At 48.9% G+C, this 12726-nt stretch carries 10 protein-coding genes; 2 read left to right on the top strand and 8 right to left on the bottom strand.

Annotated features, from left to right (window positions below):
- Window positions 1–26: 26 nt before the first annotated feature.
- The 4 genes from BP95_RS0125590 to BP95_RS0125570 form a co-directional block, all read right to left on the bottom strand.
- Entirely contained in the window at window positions 27–2369 is a 2343-nt protein-coding gene (locus BP95_RS0125590) for a glycoside hydrolase (RefSeq protein WP_028533555.1), read from the bottom strand.
- A 264-nt stretch (window positions 2370–2633) separates the two neighbouring features.
- Window positions 2634–3932, bottom strand: coding sequence for an ABC transporter substrate-binding protein (locus BP95_RS0125585; RefSeq protein ID WP_028533554.1), 1299 nt, complete (start codon window positions 3930–3932; stop codon window positions 2634–2636).
- A gap of 254 nt (window positions 3933–4186) precedes the next feature.
- Entirely contained in the window at window positions 4187–5023 is an 837-nt protein-coding gene (locus tag BP95_RS0125575) for a carbohydrate ABC transporter permease (protein ID WP_028533553.1), read from the bottom strand.
- Window positions 5023–5904: a carbohydrate ABC transporter permease gene (locus BP95_RS0125570; protein ID WP_021256243.1), complete on the bottom strand. Its 882-nt coding sequence runs from the start codon at window positions 5902–5904 to the stop codon at window positions 5023–5025. Before BP95_RS0125570 ends, BP95_RS0125575 begins: the two co-directional genes overlap by 1 nt.
- A gap of 167 nt (window positions 5905–6071) precedes the next feature.
- Between BP95_RS0125570 and BP95_RS0125565 the strand changes: the two genes are divergently transcribed.
- Both BP95_RS0125565 and BP95_RS0125560 read left to right on the top strand, forming a co-directional pair.
- The gene (locus BP95_RS0125565; protein WP_028533552.1) at window positions 6072–7931 is read left to right on the top strand and encodes a cache domain-containing sensor histidine kinase; all 1860 of its coding nucleotides are present in this window, start codon (window positions 6072–6074) and stop codon (window positions 7929–7931) included.
- 1 nt (window position 7932) lies between these two features.
- Window positions 7933–9651, top strand: coding sequence for a response regulator (locus BP95_RS0125560; protein WP_231515198.1), 1719 nt, complete (start codon window positions 7933–7935; stop codon window positions 9649–9651).
- 125 nt (window positions 9652–9776) lie between these two features.
- Here the strand turns inward: BP95_RS0125560 and BP95_RS34350 are convergent, their stop codons facing one another.
- The 4 genes from BP95_RS34350 to BP95_RS0125545 form a co-directional block, all read right to left on the bottom strand.
- Window positions 9777–9908: a hypothetical protein gene (locus BP95_RS34350; protein ID WP_265332130.1), complete on the bottom strand. Its 132-nt coding sequence runs from the start codon at window positions 9906–9908 to the stop codon at window positions 9777–9779.
- A gap of 185 nt (window positions 9909–10093) precedes the next feature.
- Window positions 10094–11197: a GerAB/ArcD/ProY family transporter gene (locus tag BP95_RS0125555; RefSeq protein ID WP_028533550.1), complete on the bottom strand. Its 1104-nt coding sequence runs from the start codon at window positions 11195–11197 to the stop codon at window positions 10094–10096.
- A 29-nt stretch (window positions 11198–11226) separates the two neighbouring features.
- Window positions 11227–11466: a hypothetical protein gene (locus tag BP95_RS0125550; RefSeq protein ID WP_021256247.1), complete on the bottom strand. Its 240-nt coding sequence runs from the start codon at window positions 11464–11466 to the stop codon at window positions 11227–11229.
- Window positions 11466–12656 (bottom strand): Ger(x)C family spore germination protein, encoded by a 1191-nt coding sequence (locus tag BP95_RS0125545; protein ID WP_028533549.1) that lies wholly within the window; start codon window positions 12654–12656, stop codon window positions 11466–11468. The genes BP95_RS0125550 and BP95_RS0125545 overlap by 1 nt, the downstream gene beginning before the upstream one ends.
- Between the last annotated feature and the right edge of the window lie 70 nt (window positions 12657–12726).

Genomic DNA, 12726 nt, shown 5'->3' with positions numbered 1-12726 from the left:
CGTTTCTTCGTTACTTTGCTAATAGATTATTTCGCCATAAAAACTGAACCTGCCTCGAAGACAACGCGCTGCTTCCCATCGAGAATAAGCGCTGACATTGCCTTCACTGTATCTGTACCATAGGAAATATCCTTATCGGAGAAGTTAACGACGACTTTCAAATCCTCCCCATACTGAGCCGACTGAACAAGGCGATCCGAAGACAGCACCTCAAATGCGGTCATCTCCCTCTGCACAGCCTTCGCATGGAAAGGTGACCATACCCTCAGATATGATGTGATCGAACCTTTATGATTGTCCCATTCTTGCTTATCAAGATGATACAGCGGCGGAACATTGTACAGCAGCTCGTACAGCATGCGTGCTGTCACCTCATCCTTTATTTTGAGGCTTCCCCATTCCCAGTGATGGGTTGTAATGACCGAATCGTTGTATACCAGCTTGAATAAAGGCAGGGAGTACACCGGATCAATATAAATATGCTGGTACAGTTCCTTAATCGGGATCTGCTTCGCATATTTGCCCGGAATACCGCCGTCCGGCGACCAATAGGCTCCTACATAATAGGGGCTGTTCTTATCTTCGCGCATATCCTTATCGATCCACTTGATAACCGGGGTTTCCAAGCCATGCGCGAAAGCAATCACGCTGCTGGCAAAGTCGTTCCCACCCTCGGAGCCAATGACCATATGCTTCTCCTTCGCAATATAATTCATGCGCTCAAGGCGTGCCTTCCGATCTTGCTCCTGCGTCGTGATATGTCCAGGGGTGTAGTCATCATAAATTTCCCCTGTTGCATCACAATCAATGAACCACGTATTATACAGAATGTGATCCTGCAGAATCAGCTCCATGCGCTGCTTCACACTAGGAAGTGATAAGGTCGGATTCAACTTGCGTCCGCGATTCAGGAATCCCCCGATCTTGACCCCCTTCTTATTGGTAATCGTAGCTTCTTCATACAGCGAGGCATCTGGGAAGTACGCTGTATTCCAGTCCTTGTTCTCTTCCTTCTGGATCGAATGATACGAATCATAAGGCCCTATTAAGTATCCAAACTTCGAAGCATTCTCGACGAAAGTTGGATTCATTAATCCATCTGCCCAGTTCGGCAATCCAATCCACGCCTTAGCAATACCGAACTGCCTCATCTCAGAAATGATCGCACTAGACTTATCCTGTCCCCATGCTGAAGGATCGTCCAGCGATTCTCCGAATGCATGTTTCAATAAGCGCTTGTTCAGTTCATACAGCTTCTGTTCACTTAGCTTGCTAACACCAGCAGAGACAAGCTGCTGTGATTCGGCATCCAGCTTCGGAAATTGATCCGCTTGATACAACTGCTCCAGCTTCATCACCTGGTTCAAGGCTCTGACCATGACCCGCTTCTGGTATGCATACACACCATCCTGCCTGCCTTCTGACAGCGCATTTCGCAGCTCTTGACCACCATCCTCCGTAAATTGATCCGCCAGCTTCGCAATCCATGACCATATCGGTTCATTAAGCTTCTTCTTCATGACAGGCCAATGGATATTCGTCTCATCCAGCGCTTGGCTGTTCCACATATACATATGCGGAGCGCCATATAGCTTCTCAATGTCCGGATTGTCCTTCGCCTTCTCCGCAAGTGTCTTGAAGTCATGCTGCTCCTTCACATATTCCCGGTACAGTTTCGCAACAGCTACCGGATCATTGTCCGTTACATATAAGCGGAATCCATATTCTTTGTTTGGATTAATCGATGGGAACTCATGCGTAAACGCCATCTCAATACTCGGTTCTGTATGGAACGAGACTTCATTGTTAAAGGGATTCTCGACCACATAGAGCAGGCCGAACTTGCTCTTATTGAGCGCCATGAAATTCATCGAGAAGGACTCGCCCCATGTCATCGTCTCTTCGTGAAGGAACTTCTTCCAATTCGGATCTTGGGCAGGGATTCGCTTGCCTTCCCATAGCGGCAGCATGTAGCTGTCTGCTTGTACCGTCGGCCATGCGAATTGCTCCGCTCCGATCGATTGAATGCGAATGTCCAGATACCCCTCCTTCTTCTGTAGAATTACCTTGACCTTATCATCTGGATACGTCCATTCTGTACGGTCAATCATCTGCTTCATATCACGTACATTCCGTGGCTTGATCGGGACAGAAGCGTGTTCCTTAACGCCGCCATGCTCGATCACGATATCAAATGTTGCCGGGTCAACCTGGTACGTGAATTTACGATAAGCAGCCTGTATGGCTTGAACAGGGTTGGATACCGCTACTGCACTATCTTCCACCTTGGCTACCTCTTGTTGACTGCAGCCTGTGAACATGCTTACAGCCATAGCTGCTGCAATCGTTGTTAGTAATCCTCTTCTCATCTGTGTGCATGCCTCCTTCATTACCGCTACTCCCCCATACCATCAATAGAACACAGAAGTATTCCCTCGGGCACGAAGGTAGCGAATTGAATGCATGCCACATCATATCGTCCCTCTGTTACACCAGTGTGACAAACCTCGAAATGCAAGTATTGTGAGATCACCTGCCCCAAATTGACTGCCTTTTAAGTCAAACCTGTGATGAAAACGCTAACCTGTGGCAACAACAAAGCGGCCTCTAGATAGAGGCCGCCGCATTTATTGTTACTTTTTCAGATTATCCCAAGCCTTCTGGAAGTCAGCGAACATTTTGTCCTTATCCGACTTGCCGGCAATATAGGCTTGAATTGCATTGCCGAATTCCTGTGTTGCGCCGTCCGGATACTTGAACCAGTTCCAGCTCAGCACTTTGTTGTCCTGGCTGTACTTCACCACTTCTGCGGCAATGTCGCCAAGGTCATCCGCTGTCGCCTGAATCGTCGACATCGCAGGAATGAACTTGAACTGCTTCGCAATGTATTCCTTGCCGATATCAGAAGATACCATCCAGTTCAAGAATGTCTTCGCCTCTTCTTTCACCTTCGAGTTCTTGTTCACTACCCAGTTGTTCGGTACACCGACGAGGAGCTTATCGTTCTTCGCTGCATCATCATCGATTGGCATTGGGAGTACACCCAAGTTCAATTTTGGATCAATGCTGTCGATTTGAACTTGTGTCCAGTTGCCTTGCTGCATCATCGCCGTCTCACCCTTAGCAAACAGCGTTACTTGTGTATTGTAGTCCGTAGTGAGCGGATTTTTATTTCCGTATTTCACCGTCAGATCGAGCAGCTTCACCCATTTCTCGAATTCCGGGTTGCCTTGGAACTTCGCACTGCCATCACTAAGCGCCTTAATAAATGCATTTGGGTCTGCTTGTTGTGCAAACGGCACGTTCAAGTTGTGAATACCGAGAATCCACCATTCCTGATAACCATTCGAGAAAGGTGTAATGCCCGCTGCCTGAAGCTTCTTCGCTGCGTCTTCAAGCTGAGTCAGCGTCTTCGGCATCTCTGCAATGCCTGCCTTCTGGAATAGATCCTTATTGTAGATGAAGCCGTATCCCTCTAAGTTCATCGGCATGCCGTACAGCTTGCCGTCCTTCGTCATAGGCTCCTTAGCAAGAGGAATGACATCCTTCACCCATGGCTCTGCAGACAAGTCTTCCAGATGATCTGCCCACGTAATCATCTCTTGATAGCCGCCATTGTTGAATATATCAGGAGCATCGTTGCTTGCGAACTTCGCCTTCAATGCTGCGCCGTAATCCGCACCGCCGCCCACTGTCTGAATATCGAGTTTAATATTCGGATGAGTCTTCTCGAACTCGCCCTTTAGGCGGTTGAGTGCCTCAGCAATTTCGACTTTGAACTGAAATATTTTAACTGTCTTTACTTCTTGATTGCCTTTTCCTTGATCGCCGCCAGAGCTCGTTGTTCCTCCATCGCCCTTCGATCCGCAGCCCGCCAGCATGACGGATACCGCCAACATCATTAACAAAGACCATTTCGCAACTCGCTTCATTGCAAGACCTCCCTTTGTCTGCTTCCCTTTTCATTCATTCGGTTGCTATACCAATCTCCTCACTGTACCATTTCCACATGTTCCACAACTCATCCGTCGGAACCATCAACAATCCCAGCAGCATAAGTGGCTAAGGTGAACTGCCAGTGGCTCTTATCGCTTGCTGCATCTTGATTATAGCTCTTGTTTTGCAAACGGTTACAGAGAGAGAATTGACCGATCAGGTGGAATTCATTGATCGATTCGTGTACTAATTACCCTTTGACCGATCCGGCAGTAATCCCTTCGATAATATACTTCTGCATCGCCAAGAAGAAGATTACGATCGGCGTTATACCAAGCACGAGCGCCGGCAGTGCGAGATCCCACTGCTTCGTGAACTGTCCGAAGAATGCATATGTTGCGAGCGGAATCGTCCGCAGGCTGGCACTCTGCAGCATAAGTGAAGGCAGCAAGTAGTCATTCCAGATCCATAAGCTGTTCAGAATCGCAACCGTAACGAACATCGGCTTCAACAGCGGAAATACAACCTTCCAGAATACGCCATAGGGAGAACAACCATCCACCACAGCAGCTTCTTCAATTTCAAGCGGAACGGATTTGATGAAGCCGTGGAACAGGAATACCGACAGCGGCGCGCCAAATCCAAGATAACATACAACCAGCCCTAGCATACTATCGGTCAGCTTCAACGTTCCCGTTACCTTCACGAGGGGAATCATGATCGATTGAAACGGGATGACCATCGCCGCGACGAACAGCATGAATAACGTTCGGTTGAAGCGCGTATTATGGCGTACCATCCGATATGCCGCCATAGCGCTCGTTAAGCCTACAAGCAGAACGCTTACTACCGTAATAAGCAATGAATTGGTGAATGCTTGCGGGAATTTCGTCATTTCCCATGCCTTCTGATAGTTCGCCCATTCGAACGATGCCGGCCAGCTTGCCGCGTTGGACAGCAGATCTCCGAAGGACTTCACCGAGTTCACGAGCAAGAAGTAGAACGGGACAAGGAAGACAAGTCCCACAATAACCATCAGGACTTCTAAAATAAAGGCTCGCATATTGTATGATTTAATGGCTTCCATTACATATCAACCTCCTTGCTCTTCGTGATGCGCACTTGGATGAGCGTAATGGCAGAGACAATCAAGAAGAATACGAGCGCCTTCGCTGTGCCGAGGCCGTACCGATTGTTCTGGAATGCTTCTAAGTAAATGTTAAGCGCAACCGATTCTGTTGATTTGAACGGGCCGCCCTTCGTCAGGGACAAGTTCAGATCGAACATCTTGAACGACCAAGAGATCGCCAAGAACAAGCATACCGTTACAGCCGGCATAATCAGCGGGATGATAATGTTGCGCAGCACCTGTCCCCGGGTTGCCCCGTCAATTTCTGCGGCTTCCAGCACGTCTTTGGGCACATTCATCATTGCTGCAATATAGATAACCATCAAGTAACCGGCAGTCTGCCAGACAAATACGATAATGATTCCCCAGAAGGCCGTTGTCTCGTCACCGAGCCATGGCAGGTTGAAAAATTCAATCCCCGTCATCTCTCCTACCGCTGCAAATCCCTTAATGAAAATGAACTGCCAGATGAAGCCAAGCAGCAGCCCCCCGATGACATTCGGCATAAAAAATACCGTCCGCAGCACGTTGCGCAGCTTCAGTTGTCGGGTCAAAATATAAGCCAGCGCGAAGCCGAATAAGTTCGTTAGTATAATGCCGACGACCGTAAAGCGTGTCGTAAACCAGAAGGCTGGGAAGAAATCCGAGTCCTTCGCAAATATTTGAATGAAATTATCGAGCCCTACCCACTTCACAGTACCCGCGACTCCATTCCAATCGGTGAAGGAATAGTACATGCCGAGCACAAAAGGAATTGCGACGATAAGGGTAAAAAAGAATGCCGCAGGTCCGATGAAAAAGACTTGCTGCAGGGCTTGAGATGATCGTTTACGCGACATCCGACTCTCTCCTTTTCAACAGAAATAATAGAGGTTATTCGTTCTTGTTGCTTTCAGTATGCACGCGAATGTAAACGGTTACCACAGATGGTCTTGAACGAAAAGGTGGAATATATTGACCCCCTCCCAATGTAAGCGTTACACTGTGAATCTGAGGGGGCGAATGTATGCGGTGGAACAGTATCCGTACCAAACTTATTTTATTTATGCTCATTGCCACTATCGTCCCGACTGTAGCGACGATGATCATTTCATACAGCTATACGACGGATTCACTAGAGAAGCGCGCCATTGAGCAAAGCCATCAGCTAATGTTCCAAGGGAAGACGAACTTAGCGAATTTCGTGGACAATTTGAACCGTGCCTCCTTAACGATCTATACCGACTATGAATTTTATCGCCAGCTGGACAGAGGCTATGACGATTACACGTTCGATTCCTATACCTATGTCACGCTGCAAAATATGGCATCGTCTATGAACGGAATATGGCAGGTGTACTTCTATCGCACCGAAACGAAGCGCGCCTCGCTGGTCATTCAGAGCGTGCCTCGGCGCATCTACGATGCGAAGCTCTATGAGGATACAGCCCGCTATGCGAAGAACGGCATTCAGATGCAGCCTACACATTTAAGCCATACGTACGGGTTCTCCTCGTCACCGTTCTACTTCCCGAGTGTACAGGTATTCACCTTGCACCGGCCGATTTACCGCATCCCGGCCAACGATCGCATTGGGATGCTGTCAGTCGATGTGAAGCTTGAATCACTCGCTCAAATTATGGATCAGCTGTACACGCAGGAGCAGGAAAGCATCTATCTGCTAGATGATTCCGGACACGTCTTCTACGCAGATGACCGACAAATCATTGGACAGCAGCTCGAAGCAAGCTGGTACAACCGCGAACAAATCAACAAGAAAGAAAGTGGCCACTACGAGCAGAATGGAGCCATTTTCATTCATGAGCGCGTTGCGACGCCGCTGGCGAATTGGACGCTCGTGAAGAAGATACCGAAATCGTACTTGCTGCAGGAGGCGAATCAGGCCGCAGTCATTAACATGATGCTCATCGCCCTGTCGCTGATTGTCATCATTATTGCTACGATCGTCGTATCGTTCCGCATTACAAAGCCGATACGTCAGCTCGTCCGCTACATCAACCAAGTGCAAACGGGGAACTTGCGCGTAAATATCCAACCTGTCAGCAACGATGAGATCGGCGTCGTCCTGAAGCGATTCCGCAATATGATGGATATGATCAACAACCTTATTTTGCGGGAATATCAGCTTGAGCTTGCGAACAAATCAAACCAGCTCAAAGCGCTGCAGGCCCAAATTAACCCGCATTTCATGAACAATGCGCTGCAATCGATTGGAACACTGGCGCTGCAGCATAATGCGCCGCATATTTATAAGCTTGTCACCGCGCTGGGTAAGATGATGCGCTACAGCATGTATACGGACAAGAGCACAGCAACCGTGCAAGAAGAGCTCGAACATGTGAAGGCCTATTTGCAGCTGCAATTACAGCGATTCGAAGACACTTTCCAAGCCGTATTCGATATTGACGAGCGAACGCTGGACACTCAAGTGCCGAAGATGACGCTGCAGCCTCTCGTCGAGAACTATTTCAAGCACGGAATAGACCGTTCCGTACCGAGTGGGCAGCTTGCCATTCGCACCAGATATATTGAGCGAACAGAACAAGCACAAGGCATAGTTGTCCCCTGTCTGCAGCTAATCGTTGAAGATAACGGTCGAGGCATGACCTTGATGCGTAGAATCGAACTGAACGAGAGGCTGAAGGAGGTACATCCAGAGCTGCTGGGCACACGAACAAGCCATACCTTGTCACGGGACGAATTCGTCTCGGATTCCTCCTCTGGCTCGCCGTCCAGCATTGGACTGGTCAATGTGCTCGCCCGGCTGCAGCTGTTCACCGACGGCAAATCTACGATGAGAGTCGAGGAGCAGGATCCACAAGGCACTCGTATTGTGATAGAGCTGGAATTGGAGCGTGATAACTAACATGATGAAGGCATTAATCGTAGACGATGAGAAGCACGTACGGGATGCAATCCGATTGCTTGTAGAATGGGATACACACGGAATTGATACGATTATGGAGGCTGCGGACGGCGAGCAGGCTGTCGAACTGATTCAACAGCACAAGCCTCAGCTGGTCATGACCGACATGATGATGCCGACCATGAGCGGAACAGCGCTTATGGAGTGGATGAGCCGCCATGCTCCTTCAAGCAAGATCATTGCCATCAGCGGGCATGATGATTTCTCACTCGTTCGCCATGCTATGCAGCATGGTGGCATGGATTATATATTGAAACCAATCGACCCCGATGCAGTTAATAACGCCATCGGCAAGGCGGTCGCCGCGTGGAAGCAAGAGGAGGACGTTCGCCAATCAAGCCAGCAGCAGCGCATGCAAGCCAACGAATTCAAGCCAATGCTGGCTGAGAAGCTGTGGTCTGGTTTATTGGACGATCCTTGTGTCTATGAAGGAAATGTGCGCAGATTGCAGCGCGAGTTCTATCTCCCCGAAGCCATCACGTGCGCTCGGCTTGCTGTAGCTCGAATTCACGCAGGGCACGTCAATTGGCGCGGGAAATTCGGCGAGAATAGACATCTGCTATTCTACTCGCTTGTCAATATTGCCGATGAACTGCTGAACGGCAAGACCTACGCATCGGATGGGCAGCGTAATCACGTATCGACTTGCGGCACCGCTTTCCGCTATGGCGCCCCGGAAGGCGAGCTTATTATCCTCATGTGGGATTCTCCCATGCGGCTGGAGGCTGTGCTGGATCAACTGAATGCCGGGCTGGAACAGACCTTCAAGCACCGACTGCACTTCGGTGTATCGAGTTCATTCTCCCTACCCGCAGGAATCTCCGCCGGATATGCCGAAGCCAAACATGCGTTAATGCACCGCAATTTGCTCAAGCACAGAACGCATATCCATAAGTCTAAGGTTACAACGGAATCATTAGCGGATGAGACCGCGCGAATCGCTTCTCCCCCTCAGCATACGGGAGTCTCCAAGCAGATCCGACTTGCCTCCTTCGAGGAGGAATGGAGACTTGCTCTGTTAAGCGGGCATAAAGAACAGCTCCGTCAGGCCGTGCACGCCTTCATCGAAGCACAGAAGCAGCTGTCGCAGCTAACCCCGGATATGCTTATTGGGTGGATGAAGGAGTGGGAAGCCTTTCGTGTTCGGATGGAGCAAGCTGCCGCTCCAGATGCCGCTTCAGTTGAGGAAATGCACGCTGGTATACCAGATCAGATGTCTATTCACTTCCATTGTCCCGAATGTATGGATGATTTCTCATGGAGCGACTGGGAGCAGGCCTGGCTGTCTTCCCTTACTCAGCTGTCCGGCCTGCTGGTGCAGCAAAAGAAGGAAGAACAGCACATCATTTATGATATCGCCAAGTACGTGGAGCAGCACTATCATGAGGAGGTATCGCTGCAGGATATCGCGCAGCGCTTCTATGTAAGCCGCGAATACATCTCTCGCAAATTCAAGCAGCAGCTCGGCATTAACCTGTCTGACTATATAACGAATATTCGCATGGACAAAGCACTCCGGCTGCTGCTCAACCCCCACCTGCGCATCGCTCAGGTGGCCGAGATGGTTGGGTATCAGGATGAGAAATATTTCAGTAAAGTATTCAAGAAGACACAAGGCATGTCACCAAACACATATCGCAAGCAGCAAATGAATCCGTAACCGTACTATATTGCAGAACAGGGGCGTCCCATGAATAGAAGCGAAAGCTACCCTCATAGAACGCCCCATCTTTTATTATAAAAACAAAGCTATTCTCTAGGGGCATAGCTATGCTATGCATCTAATCAGCGGAAAGGGCCGCCCAGCAAAGTAAGGGTAACGACCGCGTTAGCTCCCTCCAGTGTACCTATCCACAAATACTTCCGACTATCGGAGAATTTGCGCTTATGACGAGACTTGGTAGTAAGAATGATCATGCACACTCCTTATAGGTGTCAGGTACCGCCCGAAAGCGGTTACTTTGCGAAATCACCGTCATTCCACCCTCTGGCACTATCATCGTCAATCAAGACTGCTGCGATGCAGCGCCGAAATTTCAACATAGCAGTGGTACGATCCACCTGAAAGAGTAGCATTCGCTTATTAGATAGAAATTACGGCATTAATCTCGTGTTTCCTTATGTAAGATCCGCCTCTTCTTCCACCACGCAATGATAAGCAGAAGCAGTGGATACACGAGCAGCACAGTTGCAGAAAAAAGAGGCTCCGTTGTCATAAATAAATCCACCATATCCTGCAAATTATCGGAAATCCAGAAACTCATCGCGATGATGAGAACGCCAATCGGAAAAATGATTGGCCGATAATCCTTGAGCTTCAACCACTGCGCGGTTCCAAGCACAAGCACGTAATACCAGGCGGCAATTTGTACGAAGCCCCCCATTACCCATAGAACGACTACCACCGCCTCCACATGTTCAAAGAAACCTGCAAGGCTGATGTAGCGAGACGCCACAAATACAGGGAACGTGAACATGGATGTCAGCGGACCAAATAAAAACAAGCAAACGAAATTCGTGAGCACCATGGTAAGCAGCGTAAGGATTAGCGGTGATAAGCTCCATTTTAGTCGGCTGCGGTTGCCGATTGCATAAGGAAGGAAAAATCCGATCAACAAAAATTCCAAAAACCAAGTTGCGGGTGTAATCGAACCCTTCAATACCGGCCTCCATCCATTGTTCAAAATCGGGAACACCTCTGTTGCACTCAGCTCAGGAAGGAGAAACAAAGGGATGCAGACCAATAAAATCATAAACAAAGGAGCGATGAGCAAGGCAAACTTGCCAATGACTTCAATCCCTCCACGGATAGCTACTGCACTTACGAATATAAGAGCTGTATTGATGACTGTCTCAGGCGTACGAATAAGGAGGGAACCGACGATAAACTCTCCATATTCCCTTACAATGAGCCCTGCTCCATGCAGTAGGAAAAATAGGAGCACTCCGTTCGCCATCATCCCGGCCCAGCGTCCAATGAGTGCGGGTGCATACTCGACCATCGTCATCTCGGGATAGTACCGATTTAGGCGCATGGCAATATATAGTGTGATAAATCCCGCTACCGAGCCAATAATCGATGTCATCCATGCATCTCGGCCCGCGATTTGGGAAGCTACCGTTGGAATCACGAGCACGGCTGTAGCGCACACCATCAAATAGGTCAGCATGCACAGCTGCGGCCAAGTTATTCGCCCTCGTTCCATACCCTTGCCAACTCCCTCTTTTTATTGGATTATGATGGTTGCTTCAACCACAACAACAGCGGCTTATATACGAAATCAATCCATTGTCGGGGCGACGTCCACGGCGGGAACTGGCTTACAGAAACAACAACGACCCAGGCGAGCCCCCACAACACAAAAAACACACGTTTTTCTCTGTCATTCTGCTTGGAAAAAGTACCGATCTTCCATTCCCAGATCAGATTGACAATCAACAGCAGGCTCATTCCCGCTAGAAAATAGTTCCCCATTAATGCACACCCGCCTTCTGCTCAATGGTGCTTGTGATGCTGCCTGGCCTCTCAATCAGGGCATGTACATCAATTTCGGTTTTCATGTTGGCATAAATGCGATCCCAATTTGGCCCGATCTGCTCTTTCCACTGTGAAGGATACTTTCGATGCACACGTGCTGCGAAATCGAACACATCGGCGGTCAGCTTCTGCTGTGAAGTCTTAATAGATTGCTTAATCAGCTGCTCAATGTTCGCTTCTATCCGGGTTTCCGCTTGACGCGCTTGATCAGAATCAGACACGTCCAGCCTCGTGCTATTTTGCGTCATATCCATGAAGGCAACCAGCTTCATATGCATTGTCAGCTGCTTTCCATCCCAATACGGATCGAACGTCAACGTATTGCGGCGAACTCGAAGCGACAAACAGTCCTTTCCATCCCCTTCCTTGCACAAAGAGACCGTTAAACGCTTCTTCTCCCCACGCAGCCACATCACACCAACCACATCTTTACCGCCTATTTCGCCAACATAATGATCCTTTTTGAAGACTGACAGCTTATCTATCGAAGGGACACGGACACCAAGTTCGCTCGTCTTCCATTCCACATACGGTGCAAACCCCATCGATGAATCTCCAGCCATCATCTTCATATAATCAAGCAGCGTAACATCCCATATTGAACGCGACTTGCCAAGATCCTTAAACATCTCTGCAACGTTTTGATGGAGCTGAGGCATCGACTTGAGAAAATCACTTGCTTCCCCATCTGTAATAAATATAAGCGCATGTTCACGCGGATTCTGATATCGCAGGAAGAAGTCGAAATGCTTCAGCAGCCCCTCTTGTGCCAGCTTTTTGCTAATTACGTACACTTCCGTTTGTCCCCAAAATATATATCTCGGCATCTTATTTTGCAGCTCAAATACGGCCTCGCCAAGTGTTTTCCCATTTGCCGAGAATACTGTCGTTGAGCCTCCTCCCCCCTCCTTGCCCCCGCTGGACGTAGCCGAAGCTCCTCCTTCCTTAGGGACATATACCTGCAATGTCGTCTTTATCCCCCCATCCCCGTCCTGATCCAATCCGGCAGCAAGAATAATGGAGAGCTGCTCAATTTCAGTCCGATCCCAGCAGCTTGCAAGCAGGGGTACCAGCAGACAGAGAAGAATTATGCTTGCTAAATATCGAATCACCCGAGTCAAATGCATACTCACCTCTATCCTCCATGAGAATAATCAACCCTAAAGGCTTTCTTGACATGACAGCATCCCGTTTCTT

Source organism: Paenibacillus sp. UNC217MF (assembly GCF_000686865.1).
Taxonomy (GTDB): domain Bacteria; phylum Bacillota; class Bacilli; order Paenibacillales; family Paenibacillaceae; genus Paenibacillus_B; species Paenibacillus_B suaedae.
The sequence above is the reverse complement of the archived record's forward strand: the minus strand, read 5'-3'. Positions and strand labels throughout refer to the sequence as shown.

Excerpts from the sequence above, each read along its gene's own strand:
- BP95_RS0125590 (WP_028533555.1), bottom strand. The coding sequence starts at position 2,369 with ATGAGAAGAGGATTACTAACAACGATTGCAGCAGCTATGGCTGTAAGC.
- BP95_RS0125585 (WP_028533554.1), bottom strand. The coding sequence starts at position 3,932 with ATGAAGCGAGTTGCGAAATGGTCTTTGTTAATGATGTTGGCGGTATCC.
- BP95_RS0125575 (WP_028533553.1), bottom strand. The coding sequence starts at position 5,023 with ATGGAAGCCATTAAATCATACAATATGCGAGCCTTTATTTTAGAAGTC.
- BP95_RS0125570 (WP_021256243.1), bottom strand. The coding sequence starts at position 5,904 with ATGTCGCGTAAACGATCATCTCAAGCCCTGCAGCAAGTCTTTTTCATC.
- BP95_RS0125565 (WP_028533552.1), top strand. The coding sequence starts at position 6,072 with ATGCGGTGGAACAGTATCCGTACCAAACTTATTTTATTTATGCTCATT.
- BP95_RS0125560 (WP_231515198.1), top strand. The coding sequence starts at position 7,933 with ATGATGAAGGCATTAATCGTAGACGATGAGAAGCACGTACGGGATGCA.
- BP95_RS34350 (WP_265332130.1), bottom strand. The coding sequence starts at position 9,908 with ATGATCATTCTTACTACCAAGTCTCGTCATAAGCGCAAATTCTCCGAT.
- BP95_RS0125555 (WP_028533550.1), bottom strand. The coding sequence starts at position 11,197 with ATGGAACGAGGGCGAATAACTTGGCCGCAGCTGTGCATGCTGACCTAT.
- BP95_RS0125550 (WP_021256247.1), bottom strand. The coding sequence starts at position 11,466 with ATGGGGAACTATTTTCTAGCGGGAATGAGCCTGCTGTTGATTGTCAAT.
- BP95_RS0125545 (WP_028533549.1), bottom strand. The coding sequence starts at position 12,656 with ATGCATTTGACTCGGGTGATTCGATATTTAGCAAGCATAATTCTTCTC.